A 21,451-nucleotide genomic window follows, 5' to 3' on the forward strand; every position below is an offset into this window, starting at 1 on the left:
GCGATTGAATTTTGCGATTTGGTGTGGCTTTTGCGTGTCGCTTCGTTATTCAGTGTCGGGATATGTTTGACCGACCCACTATAATCGATGACGCTTTTACGCGCCGTGTTGCGGCGCAAGATTTTCCGGCACCGCGCAGCAATATTGCACCATTTTCAATTTCAACGCATCAACTGGTCGATCTGTTCGACAGCCAGATCATGAGCCGCCATCTCGATTTGTGGGCGCGGCGGTCGAAGGGGAAGACATTTTATTCGATTGGCAGTTCCGGCCATGAAGGCACCGCAGCGATGGCGACGGCGACGCGGCACACCGATATGGCGTTCCTGCATTATCGCGATGCTGCGTTCCTGATCCAGCGTAAGAAGCAGTTCGGCGGCCTGACCCCGTTATACGATATGGCTCTGTCTTTTGCCGCCTCTGCTGATGATCCGATATCGGGCGGAAGGCACAAGGTATTGGGCTGCGCCAATACGTTCGTTCCCCCACAAACCAGCACCATCGCCTCGCACCTGCCAAAAGCGGTGGGCGCGGCGCATTCACTGGGGATGGCACAGCGGTTGAAGCTTGAGGACGCTATCCTGCCGCATGATGCGGTGATCTTGTGCTCCTTCGGCGATGCGTCGGCGAACCATTCGACGTCGCAAGGGGCATTCAACTCGGCCTGTTGGGCCGCCTATCAGCATTTGCCGATGCCGATCATCTTCCTGTGTGAAGATAATGGCATCGGGATATCGGTGCGCACGCCGGGCGGCTGGATCGAAGCGAACTTCGCGCACCGGCCTGCGCTGCATTATATACAGTGCGACGGGGCAGACCTGAACGATGCCGTGCGCGGGTGCAAGGAAGCAGTCGACTATGCGCGGGCGCGGCGCAGGCCGGTGTTCCTGCATATGCGCACCGTCCGCCTGATGGGCCATGCCGGGGCAGACGTAGAGGCAAGCTATTCGGCGCTCGCCAATATCGAGGCTGCCGAGGCGCAGGACCCGTTGCTGCACAGCGCCCGCATTTTACATGAACAGGCGGGGCTTTCAGGGGACGAAATCGTCCAACGCTATCAGGATATGCGCGCTCGCGTCGACCATGTGGCGCAGGACGCGCTGGCCAAGCCACGGATCGAGACTGCGACTGACGTCATGGCGTCGATTGACCCCATAAAAGGTTTCAAAGCATCGCCGACTTTGCCGGATGCACCGGCCCGTGATGCCCTGTTTGCCAAGGATCAGCGCAATTTGGCCAAGCCAGTAACGCTTGCGAAGTCCATCAACTTTGCGCTCGCCGATCTGATGCAGCGCTACCCCAATGTCGCGCTATTTGGCGAAGATGTGGCGCGCAAGGGCGGAGTGTACGGGGTGACCCAGGGGCTGCAGGAGAAATTCGGCGCGGCGCGGGTCTTTGATACATTGCTCGACGAACAGACCATATTGGGCCTCGCCATCGGGATGGGGCATAATGGCTTTGTACCGATTCCGGAAATCCAGTTTCTGGCCTATCTGCACAATGCCGAGGACCAGATTCGCGGGGAGGCGGCCACTCTGTCCTTCTTCTCCAACCGCCAGTATCGCAATCCGATGGTCGTCCGCATCGCCGGACTTCCCTATCAAAAGGGCTTTGGCGGGCATTTCCACAACGACAATAGCCTTGCGGTGTTGACCGATATTCCGGGTATCGTCGTCGCCTGTCCCTCAAATGCCGCAGACGCGCCCGCCATGCTGCGCGAATGTGTCCGGATGGCGCATGAGGATGGCAAAGTGGTTGTATTTGTCGAACCCATCGCGCTCTATCACACAACCGATTTGGTGGAGGCCAATGACGGGGCGTGGACGGCACCTTATGTTGCGCCCGCCGACGCGCAGCATATCGGCTTTGGCGAATTGCACCAGCATGGGAGTGGTTCGCAACTTGCGATCATAACCTACGGAAATGGTTATTTTCTTTCGCGGCAAGCAGAGGCTGAATTGCGCGCAGGGGGGATTGATTTGCGGATCATCGACCTGCGCTGGCTACACCCGTTGAACGATGCCGCCATAGTGGAGGTTGTTGCCGACTGCCGGAATATCCTGATCGTCGATGAAAGCCGCCGGACAGGCAGTTTGAGCGAGAAGCTGATGACCATACTTGCCGAGGCGGGGCGTGGGGATAGTACACGCCGGGTCACTGCCGAAGATTGCTTTATCCCCTTGGGCCCCGCCGCAGAGCTGGTTTTGCCAAGCCGCGAGTCGATCATCGCAGCGGCAAAGGCGGCTGTGGCATGAAAGAGACTGCACTTGTCGTCTGCCCCGGACGCGGCACCTATAATGCGCCGGAACTTGGTTATCTGAAAACCCATCATGCCGGCCGCTGGGCGATGGTCGAACAACTCGACGCGCTCCGCCGTTCGCTGGGGCAGGTGCCGATTTCGGAACTGGACGGTGCCGAGAAATATGCGCCGTCGGTCCATATGACGGGCGATAATGCATCCCTGCTAATCTACGCCTGTGCCTTGGCCGATTTCGCGGCGATTGACCGGGAACGCTACGATATTGTTGCGGTCACCGGCAATTCAATGGGCTGGTATTTGGCATTGGCTTGCGCCGGAATACTCGATTTCGAAGGTGGAGCGCGGTTGGTCAACAATATGGGTGGTATGATGCACCAGCATGGCGTCGGCGGGCAAATCGTCTGGCCGATTGTGGATGCCGATTGGCGTGTCGATCCCGAAAAAGACAAATTAGTCAGTGAGATACATCAAGAAGTTGTATCTCTCCCTGATATAGAAGTCCATATTTCCATCCATCTCGGTGGCATGATCGTGTTCGCGGCGGATGATAATGGCCTGAAATGGTTGGCGGAGCGTTTGCCCAAGGACGACCGCTTCCCCATGCGTCTGATGCACCATGCGGCTTTTCACAGCCCGCTGCTCGACCATATCCCGGAAATGGCGCGCGCCGCCAATCCGTTGGCAGATTTCGGTGCCGGTGGGCTTTCGGCGGTGGACGGGCAGGGCAAGGTCTGGTCTCCCAAGGCATTCGATCCGGCTGCGATCTATGATTATACTCTGGGAGCGCAGTTGAACCGGACCTATGATTTTACCCGCGCGGTTCAGGTCGCGGCGGCCGAATTTGCGCCGGATAAGATCATTGTCCTAGGCCCCGGCACAACGCTCGGCGCACCTACCGCGCAGGCCCTGATCGCATCAGACTGGCGCGGCCTTTCCGGAAAAACGGATTTTCAGGCCCGTCAGGCGGAAAATCCGGTGATATTGTCGATGGGAATAGCCGATCAGAGGGCGCAGGTGGTCCGTTAAGGGCGGTGCATACGAATAAGCGCTAGACGCGAGGGGTCGGCAAGCTAAGTGATGGCGCGTAATCGACGCGCAGGACGCCGATTGTTGGAGATAGGCTGCATGAGCGAGCATAGTTCGACCCTCTTGTTATTCGGCGCGACCGGCGATCTTTCGCGGCGGATGTTGCTACCTTCCCTTTATGCGCTGCACGCCGACGAGCTGATCGACCCTGCCTTGCGCATTTTCGGCACCGCGCGCAGCGCCTATAGCGATGCCGAGTTCCGCGAATTTGCGCGCACCGCACTTTGCGAATTTCTGCCGGAAGACCGCAAGGCAGAAGGCATGATCGATGCCTTCCTGCAGCGTCTCCACTATCAGGCGCTGGATGCGTCGCAGCCTGACGGCTTTGCTGCGTTGGCCGACAAAATCGGCGACATTTCGGGCGGCCTTTCGATATTCCTATCGACCGCCCCGTCGTTGTTCGAACCCACCATCAGAGGACTGCACAGCGCAGGGCTCGCGGGCGACAATGTGCGTATCGGTCTGGAAAAGCCATTAGGCAATGATCTCGCCAGCAGTTGCCAGATCAACGATGCGGTCAACGCCGTCTTCCCGGAAAAGCGGACGTTCCGGATCGACCATTATCTCGGCAAGGAAACGGTGCAGAACCTGATGGCGCTGCGCTTTGCCAATATGCTGTTCGAGCCGTTGTGGAATGCGAATGCTATCGAGCATGTCCAGATTACCGTGAGCGAAACGGTCGGTCTGGAAGGACGTGCCGGCTTTTATGACGACACCGGTGCGCTACGCGATATGGTGCAGAACCATATGCTCCAGCTCGTGGCGCTAACCGCGATGGAGCCACCCGCCAATCTGGATGCCACTGCAATCCGCGATGAAAAGGTCAAGGTGCTCCGCGCCTTGCGGCCCGTTGCCGAGGGCGATGTTGTGACCGGCCAATATGGCGATGGCGCAGTCAAGGGCGAGGCGGTGAAAAGCTATGATTCCGATCTGGGCAAGCCATCCGACACCGAAACCTTTGTCGCCATCAAGGCCTATGTCGATAATTGGCGCTGGCAGGGTGTACCCTTTTTCCTGCGCACCGGAAAGCGTCTGCCTGAACGGCGGAGCGAGATTGTGATCCAATTCAAACCGGTACCGCACAATGTGTTCGGCGCGCGCGGCGGACGGTTGGAGGCCAACACCCTGATCATCCGGTTGCAGCCGGAGGAATATGTGCGTCTGCTGGTCATGGCCAAGGAACCGGGTCTCGATCGCGGCGGGGTTACGCTGCGTGAAGTGCCGCTCGACCTGTCGCTTACCACCGCTTTTGCAGGATCGCGCCGCCGAATCGCCTATGAACGGCTCCTGCTCGATTTGATCGAGGGTGACCAGACCCTGTTCGTGCGCCGCGACGAGGTCGAGGCACAGTGGAAATGGGTCGATGCCATCCGGGATCTATGGAAGACGACCGGATTGAAGCCCAAAAATTACGGCGCAGGTAGCTGGGGGCCCAATGCCGCCATCGCACTTGCCGAACGGGATGGAGTAAGCTGGCATGAGTAAGCTGAACGCCACCTTGGAAGCGGTTACCGCATGGGTCATCGAACGGTCAAAGCCGGGACGCGCTACCTATCTGGACCTGATTGCGCGGCAACGGGATGCGGGCGTCAACCGGCCCACCTTGAGTTGTGGCAATCTCGCCCATGGCTTTGCCGCCAGCGGTGAAGACAAGGCCGCAATCCGTGGCGGCAAGGCGATGAATATCGGCATCGTCAGCGCCTATAATGATATGCTGTCCGCACATCAGCCCTATGGACGCTACCCTGAACAGATGAAGATCTTCGCCCGCGAAGTCGGCGCCACGGCGCAGGTCGCTGGAGCCACCCCGGCCATGTGCGACGGGGTGACGCAAGGGCAGGATTCGATGGAATTGTCGCTGTTCAGCCGCGACGTGATTGCCATGGCGACCGCCGTAGGCCTGAGCCACGGGATGTTCGAAAGCATCGCGATGCTCGGCATTTGCGACAAGATCGTGCCCGGCTTGCTGATCGGTGCATTACGCTTCGGCCATTTACCGACGATATTGATTCCCGCAGGCCCCATGCCGTCCGGACTCGCCAACAAAGAAAAGCAACGTGTCCGTCAGCTATATGCCGAAGGCAAAGTCGGCCGCGCAGAATTGCTGGATGCGGAAGCTGCCTCCTATCATGGGGCAGGGACCTGCACCTTTTACGGCACGGCCAATTCCAACCAGATGATGATGGAAGTGATGGGGCTACACATTCCCGGTGCGGCCTTCATCAATCCGGGTACGAAATTGCGCACCGAATTGACGCGCGCGGCGGTGCACCGCCTTGCCGAAATCGGATGGGAAGGCGACGATTACCGTCCGCTCGGCCTCTGCGTCGATGAAAAGGCGATTGTAAATGCCTGCGTCGGATTGCTGGCCACTGGCGGGTCGACCAACCATGCCCTGCATATTCCAGCTATTGCGCGTGCGGCAGGCATCATGATTGATTGGGAAGATCTCGACCAATTGTCGTCCGTGGTGCCATTGATTGCACGTGTCTATCCCAATGGTTCGGGTGACGTGAACCACTTCCACGCGGCAGGCGGGATGGGCTATGTGATCCGCGAGTTGCTGGATGCAGGGCTGTTGCACCGCGACATCATGACCGTCGCGGCGGACGATCTGACCGCTTATGGTCAAGAACCGGTATTGCAGGATGAGCAACTGTGCTGGCGCGAGGCACCTGCTGTGACTGCCGATGAATCGATGCTCCGCCCGCCCTCCAACCCGTTCAGTCCCGACGGCGGGATGCGGCTCGTCACCGGCAATCTGGGCCGCGCTACCTTCAAAACCAGCGCAGTCGATCCGGCGCGGTGGACCATTGAAGCGCCGGTGCGGGTCTTCCACGACCAGAACGACGCTTTGGCCGCGTTCAAGGCGGGTGAACTCGATCGCGATGTGATCGTCGTTATCCGGTTCCAGGGGCCGGCCGCCAATGGCATGCCCGAACTGCACAAGTTGACCCCGCCGCTCGGTGTGCTGCAGGACAAGGGCTTCAAGGTCGCGCTCGTCACCGATGGCCGTATGTCGGGTGCGTCGGGCAAGGTTCCTGCAGCGATCCACCTCAGTCCCGAAGCTGCACGCGGCGGTGCCATTGCGAAATTGCAGGATGGCGATGTGGTTCGGCTCTGCGCCGATGACGGGTCTCTGAATGTTTTGGTCGATGAAGCGGAATGGGCGGGCCGGATGGCTGTTCCCATGCCTTCGGGCCATGTGGGTACAGGACGCGAATTGTTCGCGCTGATGCGCGCCACCGCCGATGAGGCAGAGAAAGGCGGCTCGGCGATGCTGGCGGCAGCAGGTCTGTGATGGAGATTGTTTCGGTCGATATCGGCGGCACCCATGCCCGCTTCGCCATTGCCGAGGTTTCCGGCGGGCGTGTCGTCTCGCTGGGTGAAGCGGTAACGCTCAAGACGGCGGAGCATGCGAGCTTTCAAACCGCGTGGGAGGATTTTGGCCGGATCACCGGAAAGCCTTTGCCGCGCGCTGCCGCAATCGCGATTGCCGGACCTGTCGATGCCGATGTGATTAAGCTGACCAATAATCCCTGGATTATCCGGCGGTCGCTGGTTTGCGAAAAACTGGGCGTTGACAGCTTCGTCATTGTCAACGACTTCGGCGCTGTGGGCCATGCTGTGGCGCAGGCAGATGCGGAGCATTTTCTGCACCTGACCGGGCCGGTGCAGCCCTTGGCCGATAGTGGTACAATCAGCATCATTGGACCCGGAACCGGGCTTGGCGTCGCGCATATCTGGCGCAAGGGCGACGGTTACCATGTGCAAGCGACCGAAGGTGGGCATATCGATTTCGCACCTCTCGACAGTATCGAGGATGCGTTGCTCGAACGGTTGCGGAAACGGTATCGCCGGGTTTCGGCGGAACGCGTCGTGTCGGGGCCGGGGCTAGTGGAAATTTACGAAGCCTTGGCCGCTCTGGAAGGCAAAGCCGTCCAGCAACTTGACGACAAGCAGCTTTGGCAATTGGGCATGTCGGGTGAGGACAGTCTTGCCGCAGCCGCTGTTGACCGTTTCTGTCTGTCGCTGGGCAGCGTCGCGGGCGACATTACCCTCGCGCAGGGTGGATTTGCAGGTGTCGTGATCGCCGGTGGCCTCGGGCTGCGGATCAAGGATATCCTCGTCCGCTCAGGCTTTGCCGAGCGTTTCCGTGCCAAGGGGCGCTTCGAATCGTTGATGGCTGGAATTCCGGTTAAACTCATTACCCATCCGCAACCCGGCCTTTTCGGCGCGGCGGCGGCTTATGCACAGGAGCATGCGCAGTGAACGCAATCGAAACCATCATGCGCACCGCACCGGTCATTCCGGTGCTCGTCATCGAAGACGTCGCCCACGCCCGCCCGGTCGCCGAAGCGCTTGTCGCCGGCGGGCTTCGCGTGCTGGAGGTCACCTTGCGCACGGCGGCGGCGCTGGATGTCATCGCGGAAATGAAGAAAGTGCCCGGCGCGATTGTGGGGGCAGGGACCGTTGTCGATATCCCCGGTCTTGAAAGCGCGATTGCCGCTGGTTCGGAATTTATTGTGTCGCCGGGTCTGACCGAAAATCTAGGAAAGGCTGCGGTTGCCAAGGGCATCCCGTTCCTGCCGGGCATCGCCAATGCGGGCGATATCATGCGCGGGCTGGATCTGGGCCTCAAACATTTCAAATTTTTCCCGGCTGAGGCGAATGGTGGGCTTCCGGCGTTGAAATCGCTGATCGGTCCCTTTGGCCAGTGCAAATTTTGCCCCACGGGAGGCATCAAACAGGAAACCGCTGCCGATTGGTTGGCCGTTTCTGAAATTTTATGTGTTGGCGGTAGCTGGCTTGTTGGTAAAGGGACACCGGATGTTGTGGCGATAGAGGCCGCAGCGCGCGCCGCCGCGGCGCTACGCACATGATGGAGTAACAAGCGCATGGCCGAAGAAGTTGAATGGTGGGATTTTGATGCCGCAGAAGATCTGATCGATGCGGTCGTCGGCGATGTCAGCTTCATCATTGAAAGCGCTCTCGATGCGCGAGGGCAAGCCTTGGTTGCATTTCCCGGTGGTTCGACGCCAAAGCCGATTCTGGAAAAGCTGGCACAAGCCAATATCCGTTGGAAAAGCGTCACGATCATCCCGACCGACGACCGGTTGGTTGCGGTGGATAACCCGTTATCCAACGTCGCGATGATCGCTAAAATCTTCATTCCAAAGGGCGCAAGGGTTTTGCCAATTACCAGCGACGCCGCCGATCACAAACTTGCCGGAAATGCAGCAAACGCGCGGCTTGCCGATTTGCATTGGCCGCCCGACCTTGTCTGGCTGGGCATGGGGGCCGATGGTCATACAGCATCTATTTTTCCCGGACCGGACATGGACGATGCCCTGCATGGCGGCAAAGATATTCGGGCAGTTGGCGTGGCTCCCGATCCATTGCCGGAAGAAGCGCCGGTAAACCGGGTTACTCTGACCGCCGCCGCTATTGCATCGGCGCGCACGACAATTATTGTTATTTCAGGCACACAGAAACGCGAAGTTCTGGAAAAGGCAATCGAAGACGGCGCGAAATCGACCAGTCCCGTCGGCCAAGTCTTGGAACGGATTACGATTCCGGTCGATATTTATTGCCTTGATGCGTAATGCTGGCGTGGCAAGGGTTGGGGACAGTCCCTAAAGGGACAGTTCCCGTATAGCGCAACCTTGGGGACTGTCCCTTTAGGGACTGTCCCCGATAAACCCGCGCAATTACACCCGGCGCATTTTGCTCGGCGCGGCCGGATTATTAAGCTTCTTGAGATAATTAGGCATTTCGATTTCGCTAGTGCCAACCGGTTTACGCGCATCTTTCGGGTTGATGGGATGGTCAAAGGCGATGCCAATTCGGCCTTCGGTGACCCACGCGACATGGCCGCTGATCCAACCTATGCTTCGTAAATGAATTTCCACAGGTTCACCGCGCGCTACACGAAGCGGTGCTTCTGCCATCAATCCACCGGCAGAAAGGTTGCGAATTCGTACCTCGCGGTCATCGCTGATGCTGTTGAATCGCAATATTGCCTTAAGCAAAAGGCTATCACGGTTGTTGCCGCGTTTGGCGGACGCTGGGTTATCAATTTTCAACAGATCGGTCATATCGCGCTACCAGAGAAGAAATTGTCTTCATGTTAAGCGATATTAGTGGCAGCGAAATGTAGCCAAAAGGTTAATATGGCACCAAAAGGTGACGAATTTCGACAACATCAATTAACCAAATTTGCGATCAATCGTCGCGGGACACACGTTCCTGCCGTTCGTGCCGTTCCTGCGCTTCCAACGTCATGGTCGCAATTGGCCGGGCGCGTAACCGGGCGAGCGAAATAGGCTCGCCAGTTACCTGGCAATAGCCGTATTCACCCTCGGATATCCGGCGTAATGCGGCATCTATCTTGGAAATAAGTTTGCGTTGCCGGTCACGGGTCCGCAGTTCGATGCTCCAGTCGGTTTCGCTGGACGCCCGGTCGTTCAAGTCAGGTTCCCGTATCGGACCGTCCTGCAACTGGTTCAAAGTGCCTTGCGCTTCGGCAAGGATACTGTTCTTCCAATCGATCAGTTGCTTTTCAAAGAATTTCAATTGACGGTCATTCATGAACGGCTCGTCATCGGCCGGAACATAAGATGGATCCAAATCAATATCTATAACTTTGATTTCACTGGAATTTTCGTGAGGCTTGGCGCTGGCGCCCATTATGAATTCTCCACCTCTTGCGGTCCGGGGGGAACCACGGAATCCCGCTTAAATTCAACTCTCGGGCGGCGATATAGACTCGGGGCTATAGGCGCACAAGCGCCAAATTGCCTAACTGCACAATGCGCCCGGAAAAGCTGTGGAAATGACCTTCGCCGCGCAATGGTCGCCGTGTAAACAGTTCCAGTTCGGGACGATTTGCCATTTTCCCACTGAAATTCGGTAATTTTCCGAAGGTGACCTGTCCAAACAGGGTTAATGCAATTGAGTTTAACCAATAGTTCTGCGTTTCTGGCTAAATCAGGAGACGTGAAATGGGGTCCGTCTCTCCGACGTAAATTCTGCCCCATAGCCGAAGAAGGTCGAAATTATGTCAGTACGCATGGCTTTAGCGAAATTATGTGCCTGCACATGTGGCGGTGCGTTGATCGGTGGTGGCGCGATGAAAGTGGCAGATACGCCGCCCGCGCAAGTCCAGAAAATAGCCAAGAAGAAGCATAAGGTACGTAAAATCGCGCACCATGCACCGGTCCGGAAAGTAAAACGGGTCCGCAAGGTCGTCCGTACAACGACGACCAGCACCTGCACGCCAAGTGTTGTAACCGTAGCCAGCCAGGGAATGCCGCCGATTCCGGTGCCGTTCTTGCCATCTGCGCCCTATGAAGGCGGCAGCGGCGGTGGCGTGCCTATCCTGATCGGAGGTTCGGGCGGTTTCGGCGGTGGATTTGGTGGTGGATTTTTCGGTGGATTTTCCGGTGGCGGAAGTGGCGGTGGATCAGTTGTTATTTCATCGACATCCAGCAGCACCGGCGGAATAAGCAGTTCGACGTCATCTGGTGGTTCAGGCGGTTCAAGCACTTCGACGGGTGGTTCAAGTACCTCGAGTACTTCGGGCGGTGTATCTACATCTACAGGTGGCATAAGCACATCTACCTCTACAGGCGGCGTGAGCACGTCGACAGGCGGCGTGTCCACTTCAACAGGCGGCGTTTCAACTTCGACCGGTGGTGTATCGACTTCAACAGGCGGCGTTTCGACATCATCGGGCAATGTCAGTACATCCAGCGGTGCGGTGACGAGCTCGGGATCGTCGTCCTCGTCCAGCTCATCGTCCTCGTCCAGTTCGTCGTCCAGCAGCAGTTCGTCTTCGGGCGGCGGCTCTGGCGGTCACGGATCATCGAGTGACGGTGGTTCCGGAGGAAGCAATGGCTCGAGTGGTTCATCTTCGACCAGCTCTTCGTCCACAGGTTCCTCATCGGGCGGATCGTCCAGCTTCGGTGCAAGCTCGTCTTCTTCGAGCAGCAGCTCTTCATCCTCGTCCAGTTCATCGTCTTCATCGTCAAGTGGCGGATCGAGCGGCGGATCAACGGGCGGAACCGATGTTCCTGCACCACCAATGGTTCTGCTCTTTGGCGCGGCGGCCGCAGGCCTGTTTGCCCGCCGTCGTGCCGCCAAGAAATCCAAGGATACAATCGCAGCATAGGGGGTGCTGCCTTGTATCTGTTGAAAGGGCGGTTCTCGGAGCCGCCCTTTTTTTGTTTGTTAATGTTGGGGACAGTCCCCAAGGGGACAGTCCCCAGTGAAGTTCAACGGGGACTGTCCCTTCAGGGACTGTCCCCAACACCTTACGCCACACCCTTTTTCGTTGCGAAACCTCCGGCGCGTCGGCATAGCCTGCCGCCATGCACGACTTGAAATATATACGCGAAAATCCCGAAGCTTTTGACGCGGCGCTCAAACGGCGCGGGGCGGCTGCTGTGTCGGCGTCTTTGCTGGCGCTCGATGAAAAACGGCGGGCGGTCCAGACCGAAATGCAGGCATCGCAAGCACGGCGTAACGAAGCGTCAAAGGCAATCGGTGCCGCAATGGGGAAGGGCGATGCCGCCACGGCTGAGGCGTTAAAGGCCGAAGTCGCATCGCTGAAAGACAGCATGCCACAAATGGAAGAGCAGGAACGCGCCCTGGCGTCCGAGCTGGACGGGCTGCTCGCCGCTCTGCCCAATTTGCCGGCTGACGACACGCCGGACGGTGCCGACGAACACGACAATATCGAAATATCACGCTGGGGCACCGTGCGCGAATTCGACTTCGAACCCAAGGATCACGCCGACCTTGGTCCACTCCTCGGCCTAGATTTTGAGACGGGCGTAGCAATCTCCGGCACTCGATTTACGTTCATGCGGGGGCAAATGGCGCGATTGAACCGGGCAATCGGTCAGTTTATGCTCGATCATCAAACGCAGGTGAACGGCTATAACGAATGTAATACACCGGTTCTCGTCAATGATGCTGCCATGTACGGCACGGACAAGCTTCCCAAATTTGCCGAAGATTCGTTCCGCACCACCGATGGGCGCTGGCTTATTCCCACAGCCGAAGTCCCACTGACCAGCAGCGTGGCTGGCCAGATTTTGGACGATGCTGAACTGCCGATCCGCTTGACGGCGCATACTTTATGTTTCCGGTCAGAGGCGGGTGCGGCGGGCAAGGATACCAAGGGCCTTATTCGTCAGCACCAGTTCGAAAAGGTCGAGCTGGTTTCAATTGTTCGCCCTGAAGACAGCGCGGCGGAGCATGAATGTATGACGGGCGCAGCCGAATCGATCTTGCAGGCGTTGGAGCTTCCATATCGCAGATTACTGCTGTGCACCGGTGATATGGGTTTTGGCGCTCGCAAAACATATGATCTGGAAGTCTGGTTGCCGGGGCAGGGGCTGTATCGCGAGATTAGCAGTTGTTCCAATTGTGGCGATTTTCAAGCACGCCGGATGAACACCCGCTACCGTCCCGCAGACAGCAAAGGGACGGCGTTCGTGCACACGCTGAACGGTTCTGGCCTTGCCGTAGGTCGTACATTGGTGGCCATCCTCGAAAATTATCAACAAGCCGATGGAAGTGTCTTAATTCCTTCGGCTTTGCTGCCCTATATGGGCGGAATTACCCGATTGGAGCCGATGGCCTGATGCGTATATTGCTGACAAATGACGACGGCGTGAATGCGCCGGGGTTGAAGGTGCTCGAACAGATAGCGCGGACAATCAGCGACGATATCTGGATTGTCGCCCCGGCCGAGGAAAATTCGGGTGCGGGGCATTCGCTGACACTGACCCGTCCGGTTCGCATCCGGCAACATGGCGACAAGCATTATTCGGTTTCGGGAACACCGACAGATTCGGTGATGCTCGGTCTGGGCGTCATCATGAAAGACGCGAAGCCGGACCTGATCTTGTCCGGCGTCAATCGCGGCGCGAATCTTGGTGATGACATCACCTATTCGGGCACCGTGTCCGCCGCCATGGAAGGCGCGCTTGCCGGCGTGCAGTCAATTGCAATGAGCCAGGTCTACAGCAAGGAAGGCATGGCCGACAGCGTGCCCTTTTCCGCGGCTGAGGCGTGGGGTGAACGGGTTCTTCGGCCATTACTCGATATGCCGGCAACGCCGCGCACGCTGATCAACATCAACTTTCCCGCTCTGTTGCCGCAGGATGTCAAAGGCATCCAGGTCGCACGGCAGGGTTTCCATGATTATAGCCGCGGCTCGATCGTCAAGGGCACCGACCCGCGCGGTTATGATTATTACTGGTTCGGCTTGCACGGCATGGTGCACACATCGGGGCATGACACTGACCTCGAAGTTATTGAGGACGGTTATATTGCGGTCACGCCGTTGCAACTTGACCTGACGCACCGCGAGTCGCTTGCGGCCTTGCATCAGGCTTATGAGGGCTGACATTGTTGGGGAAAGTCCCCAAGGGGACAGTCCCCGAGTTTCTACGGGGACTGTCCCTTCAGGGACTGTCCCCAACCCACTGAGTTTCTAAGGGGACTGTCCCCAACCGACATCAACTGCCCAGAAAAACGAAAACCAGCCCCATCGCGGCGTAGAACACCACCCAATAGCCCGCATCAATCGCGAACAGCTTCCCCGATTTGCGTGCGAACAAATAATTGGTACCGATGGCCGGCACGATATAGCCCAGCGCAATTCCGCAGGAGATCATTAGAGTGGCCCGGGTATTCGTGTCGAAAAACGCCAATAAGTGCCCCAAAAATACCGCCGACAGCGCTGAAAAGGCAAAGGTTAGCCCGTAAATCTTGAGCATGTTGCCTTGCTTTAATTCCTCTTCGGTAAAGCCGTTTTCGGCCATCCAGATTTTGCCGAACAGCGGTCCGTACCATAGTCCGCCGACCAGAAATCCGGTTGCGGCGGCGACCAAAATCGCCAGTAAATTTGCATTTGCCATGATGTTTCACCCCTCCAAATGAATATGTTAAATATGCGCCTGTTTGCGGTTCGTGACAAGCGCGCATAAACCCGCTATGCGCGCGGCCAACATGGCAACTCAAATCAAAGCAGCGCCCAAGGTGGGCATGGTCTCCCTCGGCTGTCCCAAGGCACTGGTCGACAGCGAACGTATTCTGACGAAGCTGCGCGCCGACGGCTATGGCCTGTCGCCCGATTATGCGGGTGCAGATGTGGTGTTGGTGAACACCTGCGGATTTCTCGACTCTGCCAAAGAGGAGAGCCTTGAAGCCATTGGTGAGGCGATCGCCGAAAATGGCCGCGTGATCGTTACCGGATGCATGGGCAATGAAGCCGACGTCATTCGCGCCCGCTTTCCGGACGTTTTGGCCATTACCGGCGCGCATCAATATGAAGATGTTGTGTCGGCCGTCCACGCGGCTGCACCCCCTGCGCGCGGGGCCTTTGTCGATCTGGTGCCTGAGGGCGGCCTGAAACTGACACCCCGCCATTATAGCTATTTGAAGATTTCCGAAGGCTGCAACCATAGATGCGCCTTTTGCATCATCCCGTCACTGCGCGGCAAACTCGCCAGCCGCCGGATTGATGCGGTTCTGCGTGAAGCAGAAAAGCTCGTGTCCGCGGGGACCAAGGAATTGCTGGTCATAAGCCAGGATACATCGGCCTATGGCGTCGATACGCGCCATGAAAGCCGGCAGTGGAAAGGTCGCGATGTTCGCGCGCATATGACCGATCTGGCCCGCGAGCTGGGCGGTCTGCGGACAAGCGAAGGCGTCGCGCCATGGGTTCGCCTGCATTATGTTTATCCCTATCCGCATGTGGATGATGTAATCCCGTTGATGGCGGAAGGTTTGCTGACGCCTTATCTCGACATTCCGTTCCAGCATGCTGCGCCCAATGTGCTGAAGGCCATGAAGCGGCCCGCAAATGAAGCCAAGGTGCTCGAACGCATCCGCAACTGGCGTAATATTGCGCCCGATATCGCTATCCGCTCCAGCTTTGTCGTTGGCTTCCCCGGCGAAACCGAGGCGGATTTTGAATATTTGCTCGAATGGCTGGACGAAGCACAACTCGACCGCGTTGGTGCGTTCCGTTTCGAACCGGTCGAAGGCGCGCAGGCCAATGCGCTGCCCAATCCGGTGCCGGAAGAGGTGAAGGAAGAGCGTTTTCAGCGGATCATGGCCAAAACCGCCGCCATCAGCGCGGCGAAACTGGCGGCGAAGGTGGGACGGACTTTGCCGGTCATCATCGACGAAATTGGCGAGCCCGACGAAGACGGCAGCATCGGCGCCACGGGCCGCAGCCAGGCGGATGCGCCGGAAATCGACGGCCATGTCTACCTGCGCGACGTCGCGGCGACGGTGAAGGAAGGCGATATCGTTTCGGTCGCGATCGAGGATGCGGATGAGCATGACTTATTTGGGGTGATTGCGGGGTAGGGTCCTAAACGGCGTTGGGGACAGTCCCCAAGGGACAGTCCCCGTAAAGCGCGCAAGGGGACAGTCCCCGTAAAGCGCGACGTTGGGGACTGTCCCTTCAGGGACTGTCCCCTGACCACCACACATCGCTTGCCGCGAAAAAACATCTGGGATAGTCGGGGCGAAACCCGATAACCGAAAGTCCCCCATGTCCGACGATAATCCGCTTCCTACCGGCTACCAGCTTTCGGCACTGGATCCGACCTATCGCGAGACACCGTGGGTGCCGCTCGACCGGCTGCGCGCGGCGGATCCTGTGCATCATGACCAGCAATTGGGCCGTTATTTCCTGACGCGCGGCGCGGAAGTGTCGGAGCTTATCAAGAATCGTGAACTAAATGCCGACCCGCGCAAGGCCAATGACGGCAGTTTTTCCAAGACGCTGTACGGGAATAACAGCAAGGAACTGTCGATCCTGATGCTCGATGACCCTGAGCATAAGCGGCAGCGGACGTTGGTGTTGCAGGCGTTTAACAAGCGGTCGGTCGATGCGCTGCTGCCCCGGATCGAGCAGATTGCGCGTGACCTGCTTGACGACATTGCCGCTGCGGACGGCGAGTTTGATTTTGTGCAGCTTTTCGGGTCGCCCCTGCCGACCACGGTGATGGCGGAATTGCTGGGGATAAATGCGGCGGACCGCAAGGATTTCCGGCGTTGGTCGCTTGGCTGTATGCAGGCGCTCAATCCTTTCCGCACGCCGGAGCAGACCGCGTTGTATGAGGAATCGACGACGGTGCTCGCCGATTATCTGGCGCGCGAGGTGGACCTGCGGCGGACCAACCCGAGCGATGACCTCATCACCCGCCTGGCGCAGGCCGAGGAGGCGGGCGATACGCTGACCACGCAGGACATCGTGTTGCTGATCCGCTTGCTGCTGATCGCGGGCAATTCGACTACGACCGATATGTTGGGGGCAGGGGTGGTGCAATTGCTGAAGAACCCTGAACAGCTCGCCAAATTCCGTACGCGCCCCGACCTGCACGACAATGCGATGGACGAAATCCTGCGTGTCGAACCGCCGGTCACTCAAGTGCTGCGCAGCGCGCATCAGGATATGCAGGTTGCGGACAAGCAGGTGAAGCAGGGCGACACGATCCACATGTCGCTGTTCGGCGTGCATTTCGATCCGGAGGTCAATCCCGACCCGCTGAAGTTCGACATTGAGCGGCCTAATATTCAGCATTTCGCCTTTGGCGGCGGCGCGCATTATTGCCTTGGCGCCGGGCTGGGCAAGGCACAGGCGAAGATTGCGCTACCGATGCTGTTCGAACGCTTCCCGGACCTCGCCTTTGCGCCAGAGCGGGAAGTGAAGCACAAGATCGCGCCCGCGTTTAACGGCTATGGTGAGATCTGGCTGGTGAAGTAGGAGGCTATTGCACCCCATACCTTATGTGAAACTAAGGTTTACTCTCAGCTGGTTCGACCACCTTGGCTTGGAAATTTAATGGATTCGAAATCTGGGCAGCGGAATTGGCAATAGAGGGCAGGTTTTTGATTTCGGAAAGTGTTAATGCAACGCTTTGTTCAAATGCTCTGTTCATTAGGGCGAGATATTCCGATCTTTCGATCGCGCCGTTATAATGCATCATGCAGTAAACAAATGATGTTGATCTTAGAAATTCAAGACCTTGAGACCTTCTGGTTAACTGCAAGATCGCCGTTTGCAGCGATTGTCCTGCCGACAATTTGACATCTTTAGCTTCGAGCGTTGCAATCGCTTGACTGGAGATCGCTTCAGCCACATCGGGAGAAGGTTCAGCGCAAACCTTGCCCGGCCCAAAGATCAAGATTGTCCTGCGATCTGCACGTGAAGTTAAAACCGACATTTTGTCCGCCGATGACGGACCCATTCTTACTCGGTCCTCGATCAACGGATTGACACTGCGTGGAGAAAAATACCGGTTTCCGCATGCGTTCAATAACAGGCTACAGGATGATAGAAATACTAAAGTGGATGTTTTCATGACGCACTCCTCAAAGGTAGAGCGCGACCCGTTTTTAAATTTATAGTAATACTATATATACAAATTTTCCCTGTTCTATCGGAACAAACTCCATATCGGACAGGTATTCAAAAATTAGATTTCGCCCTTCTTCGGCGGCAGCGGGAAGAAGCCGGATGTACGGGCCACATATTCCGCATAGCCCGGCCGTGTTTTCTTCATGCCATATTCCAGCAACGGCTTGCCCGACCATTTGGTGAGCGTGAAGGTCAGGAATAAGGGGCCGATAATGCTGATCCAACCGGGCAGTCCGGTTTCGGCAGCAATCAGCCAAATGCCCCACCAGGTGCAGGCATCGCCGAAATAATTGGGGTGGCGGGTATAGCGCCACAGGCCGGTGTCGAGCACCTTGCCCTTGTTGGCCGGATCTTTCCGAAAGGAGTCCAATTGTGCGTCGCCTATGGTTTCAAAAGCAATGCCGATCAGCGCGATAGCCGCGCCTAGGGCGCCCAAAGGCCCGATGACGGTGCGGCCTCCCTCGCTCGCCCAGATGCCGAGTTGTGCAGGCAGGCACGTTATGAACAGCAGCGGCGCTTGTGTGAGAAACACCGAATGCAGGGATGTCTTCGACCAGCTCCAGCCCGTTTTCTTCATGCGGCTGGCCATGATTTTGGTATAACGGGGGTCCTCGCCATGCGCGCGCCACCGTATCCAGAGATGCAAGGTCAAGCGCAGTCCCCACAATGTTGTCAACGCCAGTAGCAAATGGGATCGCGCACCTGGCATAGTCGATTGCGCCCAGGTGGCCCATGCCAGCAACACCATACCAAATGCCCAGAACGCATCGATGAAGGAAACATCGCGAATACGGACGGAATAAGCCCACAAAAGCAGAATGACGATGATCAGGGATGCTGCGTTAATTGCGAGTATCGATATTATGTCCATCATTCGTCCTCCGAAGCGAAAATTGCGGTCATGCCTCTCGCGGGATGGCGTGGCGTCACTTTTGCGTAGATTTCGGCAACCTTTGTCATATCCGCTTTATAATCGCCGGTTGGCCAGACAGCAGGGCCCAATCCGCCGGATCTTGACGAATAGTCCATCATCCCAACCACCAAAGGTACGCCTGCGCCCATTGCGATGTGATAAAATCCGGTCTTCCATGCCTTTACATTCCCTCGCGTACCTTCTGGCGCGATTGTAAGCATGAATTCCGGCCGCCGGGCAAATTCATCCACCATTTGCTGGACATAATTTTTATTGGACGACCGATCGACCGGAACGCCGCCCATATCGAGCATGAAGTTTTTCCACGGCCACCGGAATAGCGATTTTTTGGCCATAAAATGGGGCATGATCCCGAGTTCTTCGGTCAGACCCAGAAAATAGACAAAATCCCAGTTCGATGTATGCGGGGCAGCGATAAGCACGAATTTCCGGGGTTCCGGCACTTCGCCATGCGCGCGCCAGCCTTGCTGTCGGTAAATGCCGACCAAGGCTCTTCGAAAAAGTCGTGAAAACCAGCTCGGCTTGCGTACTTCAAATGACATTCACGTCCTCCCCGCCCTGTGTTTAGCGATGTTGCCAGTCCATGCAAACGGCTTGTTTCATAGATACGCAGGCGCTAGGCATTGGGACGCAATTCAATTGAATACAGGAAAAATAATGTCGCAAAACGCGCAGACTGCAATACCGGTAATTTCCTCTACCGGCCTGTTTACCCCGACCGACAGCATCAGCAATGAGGAGTTGGTCGCCAGTTACAACGCGTATGCGGACCGTTACAATGCCGCGAACCCCGATGCCGAACCGCTAACGCACAGCTCGGTCGAATTTGTTGAAAAGGCAAGCGGCATCAAATCGCGCCATGTTATCGACAAAGCCGCTATTCTTGACCCCGACATCATGGAACCGCGCTACCGCGAGCGACCCAATGATGAAATTTCGCTGATGGCTGAAATCGGCGTTGCCGCATGTCGCGATGCATTGGCCAAAGCGGGGCGCGATATCGCCGATGTGGACGCTGTTTTATGCGCCGCATCGAATATGCAACGGGGATATCCGGCGATGGCCGTCGAAATCCAGCATGAATTGGGCATGGAGCGCGGTTTCGGGTTCGACATGAATGTGGCATGTTCGTCGGCCACCTTTGGTATCCAGACAGCGGCGGATTATATCCGTAGCGGGAATGCGAGGTCGGTTCTGGTGGTCAATCCGGAAATAACCTCCGGGCATTTGAACTGGCGCGACCGGGATAGCCATTTTATCTTTGGCGATGTCGCCACAGCAATATTGGTCGAGGCAAAAGATATGGCGCCCTCGACCCACTGGGAAATTCTTGGAACCCGGCTGAAAACCCAGTTTTCGAATAACATCCGCAACAATTTCGGCTTCCTCAACCGTGCCCACGGCAACGGCCCAGTCGACCAAAGCGGACCGCACAATGACAAGCTTTTCGTTCAGGAAGGACGCAAGGTTTTCAAAGAAGTGGTGCCAATGGTGGGCCAGATGATCATTGAACACGCCGACAGCCTGGGGTTAACCGGTGCCGACTTGCGGCGTCTTTGGCTGCATCAGGCGAACGCGGGTATGAACCGGCTGATTTCGCACAAGGTGTTGGGTCGTGAGGCGAATGAGGATGATAGCCCGACCGTGCTCGACACCTATGCAAATACGTCAAGCGCTGGCTCCATCATTGCATTCCACACGCACAATGAAGATCTGAACGCAGGCGATATCGGTCTCATATGTTCTTTTGGTGCCGGATATTCGGCGGGTTGCGTTTTTGTGCGAAAGGTCGCCTGACGCACGTCAAACCGGCGCAATTGTGCTCAGGCTTTCCTCAGCATCGGGTAAGTGCGTATCACATGTTCAAACACGGCCTGATACAAGGGGCGTTTGAATTCGCATCCGTAAAAGTCGTGCCGATGCCAAGCTATGCGGGCTTCCATTGGTTCTAGCCCTTGCATGGTAAGGAAAACCATACGGTCTTCCGGGATCAAAAACATACAGTGCATTTTGAAACCGGATTGCGAAAGGTCGATTACAGATATCTTTTGTTTACCGCCACCACGTTCCCGGATCTCTCCGGGAATGCTGACCTCTCCGCGGGGGAACAACCGCGAATTAACGTGATATCTGCCTTCGACCAACTGGTGGCTCCTGTGCGACCAACTTATGTTTCCTTTTTATACGGCAACAGGCAAGGAAATTTATTCAAACCAATTCGTTAATTTAGTCTAAAATCATTGCCAGCAAGATGTATATCAGAATTGGCGATCCAAATCCAATCAGGGTGGCAACCGCAAAGATTAACCGGACAATCAACGGGTCGATGCCTGACCAGTTGGCCAAACCTGCACAAACACCAAGGATTTTCTTGTTGGCTTTATCAAGAACCAAGCGTGTCATTTTTATAACTCCCTAATTTCAAAAATTGTTTTTGTGGCTGAAAAGATCAGGCAACAATGCTTGCGATCGGGGCAATGGCAGGGGCAACGCTCGTACCGATGGTGATGAAAGCGCAAACTACGGCGGCAAAAACAGATGCGATCTGGGTGCGTGAAGATATTGTCATTTCTATATTCCTTTCAAAATGCCGAACCATTTCGGCGATGCAAGATATATAGCAGGGGGCGTGCCAGTTTGATTTAATTGATAAATATCAATATGATAATATGTATCTAAATGATTTTTAAGTGTTGTAACATTTCATATATTGGTGATT

Annotated in this window: 21 protein-coding genes; 13 read left to right on the forward strand and 8 right to left on the reverse strand. The window is 56.7% G+C overall.

Annotated elements, in window-relative coordinates:
* Positions 1-62 precede the first annotated feature (62 nt).
* The 7 genes from ACKVOS_RS09375 to pgl all read left to right on the forward strand — a co-directional run bounded on the left by ACKVOS_RS09375 (position 63) and on the right by pgl (position 8,952).
* Positions 63-2,255, forward strand: a complete 2,193-nt coding sequence (locus ACKVOS_RS09375) for a thiamine pyrophosphate-dependent enzyme (protein ID WP_409211744.1) — start codon at positions 63-65, stop codon at positions 2,253-2,255.
* Positions 2,252-3,286 (forward strand): ACP S-malonyltransferase, encoded by a 1,035-nt coding sequence (locus ACKVOS_RS09380; RefSeq protein WP_409211745.1) that lies wholly within the window; start codon positions 2,252-2,254, stop codon positions 3,284-3,286. The genes ACKVOS_RS09375 and ACKVOS_RS09380 overlap by 4 nt, the downstream gene beginning before the upstream one ends.
* Before the next feature lie 99 nt (positions 3,287-3,385).
* Positions 3,386-4,831 carry a glucose-6-phosphate dehydrogenase gene (gene zwf / locus ACKVOS_RS09385; RefSeq protein ID WP_409211746.1) on the forward strand — a complete coding sequence of 482 codons (1,446 nt, stop codon included), beginning with the start codon at positions 3,386-3,388 and terminating at the stop codon, positions 4,829-4,831.
* Positions 4,824-6,647 (forward strand): phosphogluconate dehydratase, encoded by a 1,824-nt coding sequence (gene edd, locus ACKVOS_RS09390; protein WP_409211747.1) that lies wholly within the window; start codon positions 4,824-4,826, stop codon positions 6,645-6,647. Before zwf ends, edd begins: the two co-directional genes overlap by 8 nt.
* On the forward strand, positions 6,647-7,618 hold the full coding sequence (glk, locus tag ACKVOS_RS09395; RefSeq protein ID WP_409211787.1) for a glucokinase: 972 nt from the start codon (positions 6,647-6,649) through the stop codon (positions 7,616-7,618). The genes edd and glk overlap by 1 nt, the downstream gene beginning before the upstream one ends.
* Positions 7,615-8,229 carry a bifunctional 4-hydroxy-2-oxoglutarate aldolase/2-dehydro-3-deoxy-phosphogluconate aldolase gene (eda, locus tag ACKVOS_RS09400; protein WP_158898017.1) on the forward strand — a complete coding sequence of 205 codons (615 nt, stop codon included), beginning with the start codon at positions 7,615-7,617 and terminating at the stop codon, positions 8,227-8,229. The genes glk and eda overlap by 4 nt, the downstream gene beginning before the upstream one ends.
* A gap of 15 nt (positions 8,230-8,244) precedes the next feature.
* Positions 8,245-8,952, forward strand: a complete 708-nt coding sequence (gene pgl, locus ACKVOS_RS09405; RefSeq protein WP_409211748.1) for a 6-phosphogluconolactonase — start codon at positions 8,245-8,247, stop codon at positions 8,950-8,952.
* A 105-nt stretch (positions 8,953-9,057) separates the two neighbouring features.
* Here pgl and ACKVOS_RS09410 read toward each other — a convergent pair whose 3' ends face one another.
* Positions 9,058-9,444, reverse strand: coding sequence for a PilZ domain-containing protein (locus tag ACKVOS_RS09410; protein WP_409211749.1), 387 nt, complete (start codon positions 9,442-9,444; stop codon positions 9,058-9,060).
* Between the two features lie 127 nt (positions 9,445-9,571).
* Entirely contained in the window at positions 9,572-9,937 is a 366-nt protein-coding gene (dksA, locus tag ACKVOS_RS09415; protein ID WP_409211788.1) for an RNA polymerase-binding protein DksA, read from the reverse strand.
* A gap of 481 nt (positions 9,938-10,418) precedes the next feature.
* Here dksA and ACKVOS_RS09420 point away from each other — a divergent pair, with 481 nt between their 5' ends.
* The 3 genes from ACKVOS_RS09420 (at position 10,419) to surE (ending at position 13,766) form a co-directional block, all read left to right on the forward strand.
* Positions 10,419-11,519, forward strand: a complete 1,101-nt coding sequence (locus tag ACKVOS_RS09420) for a PEP-CTERM sorting domain-containing protein (protein ID WP_409211750.1) — start codon at positions 10,419-10,421, stop codon at positions 11,517-11,519.
* Positions 11,520-11,718: 199 nt separating this feature from the next.
* A complete protein-coding gene (serS, locus tag ACKVOS_RS09425; RefSeq protein ID WP_409211751.1) occupies positions 11,719-12,999 on the forward strand; it encodes a serine--tRNA ligase in 1,281 nt (426 codons plus the stop codon).
* Positions 12,999-13,766 (forward strand): 5'/3'-nucleotidase SurE, encoded by a 768-nt coding sequence (gene surE, locus ACKVOS_RS09430; protein WP_409211752.1) that lies wholly within the window; start codon positions 12,999-13,001, stop codon positions 13,764-13,766. The genes serS and surE overlap by 1 nt, the downstream gene beginning before the upstream one ends.
* Positions 13,767-13,878: 112 nt before the next feature.
* Here surE and ACKVOS_RS09435 read toward each other — a convergent pair whose 3' ends face one another.
* Positions 13,879-14,280: a DUF1761 domain-containing protein gene (locus ACKVOS_RS09435; RefSeq protein WP_409211753.1), complete on the reverse strand. Its 402-nt coding sequence runs from the start codon at positions 14,278-14,280 to the stop codon at positions 13,879-13,881.
* Positions 14,281-14,356: 76 nt separating this feature from the next.
* On the opposite strand from ACKVOS_RS09435, the gene rimO reads away from it, so the two are divergent.
* Together rimO and ACKVOS_RS09445 are read left to right on the forward strand one after the other, a co-directional pair.
* Positions 14,357-15,739: a 30S ribosomal protein S12 methylthiotransferase RimO gene (gene rimO, locus ACKVOS_RS09440; RefSeq protein WP_409211754.1), complete on the forward strand. Its 1,383-nt coding sequence runs from the start codon at positions 14,357-14,359 to the stop codon at positions 15,737-15,739.
* Positions 15,740-15,926: 187 nt separating this feature from the next.
* Positions 15,927-17,144, forward strand: a complete 1,218-nt coding sequence (locus ACKVOS_RS09445) for a cytochrome P450 (protein ID WP_409211755.1) — start codon at positions 15,927-15,929, stop codon at positions 17,142-17,144.
* 31 nt (positions 17,145-17,175) lie between these two features.
* On the opposite strand, the gene ACKVOS_RS09450 is transcribed toward ACKVOS_RS09445, so the two are convergent.
* From ACKVOS_RS09450 to ACKVOS_RS09460, 3 genes are all read right to left on the reverse strand, one after another.
* Entirely contained in the window at positions 17,176-17,742 is a 567-nt protein-coding gene (locus tag ACKVOS_RS09450; protein WP_409211756.1) for a hypothetical protein, read from the reverse strand.
* A 114-nt stretch (positions 17,743-17,856) separates the two neighbouring features.
* Complete coding sequence (locus ACKVOS_RS09455; protein WP_409211757.1) at positions 17,857-18,672, reverse strand: DUF1295 domain-containing protein; 816 nt, start codon at positions 18,670-18,672, stop codon at positions 17,857-17,859.
* Complete coding sequence (locus ACKVOS_RS09460) at positions 18,669-19,274, reverse strand: lysophospholipid acyltransferase family protein (RefSeq protein WP_409211758.1); 606 nt, start codon at positions 19,272-19,274, stop codon at positions 18,669-18,671. The genes ACKVOS_RS09455 and ACKVOS_RS09460 overlap by 4 nt, the downstream gene beginning before the upstream one ends.
* Before the next feature lie 115 nt (positions 19,275-19,389).
* On the opposite strand from ACKVOS_RS09460, the gene ACKVOS_RS09465 reads away from it, so the two are divergent.
* Positions 19,390-20,529 carry a beta-ketoacyl-ACP synthase III gene (locus ACKVOS_RS09465; protein WP_409211759.1) on the forward strand — a complete coding sequence of 380 codons (1,140 nt, stop codon included), beginning with the start codon at positions 19,390-19,392 and terminating at the stop codon, positions 20,527-20,529.
* Positions 20,530-20,555: 26 nt separating this feature from the next.
* Here the strand turns inward: ACKVOS_RS09465 and ACKVOS_RS09470 are convergent, their stop codons facing one another.
* Entirely contained in the window at positions 20,556-20,876 is a 321-nt protein-coding gene (locus tag ACKVOS_RS09470; RefSeq protein ID WP_409211760.1) for a PilZ domain-containing protein, read from the reverse strand.
* A gap of 82 nt (positions 20,877-20,958) precedes the next feature.
* Positions 20,959-21,135 carry a PspC domain-containing protein gene (locus tag ACKVOS_RS09475; RefSeq protein WP_409211761.1) on the reverse strand — a complete coding sequence of 59 codons (177 nt, stop codon included), beginning with the start codon at positions 21,133-21,135 and terminating at the stop codon, positions 20,959-20,961.
* Positions 21,136-21,451: the final 316 nt, after the last annotated feature.

This window comes from Sphingorhabdus sp., assembly GCF_046154385.1.
GTDB lineage: Bacteria > Pseudomonadota > Alphaproteobacteria > Sphingomonadales > Sphingomonadaceae > Sphingorhabdus_B.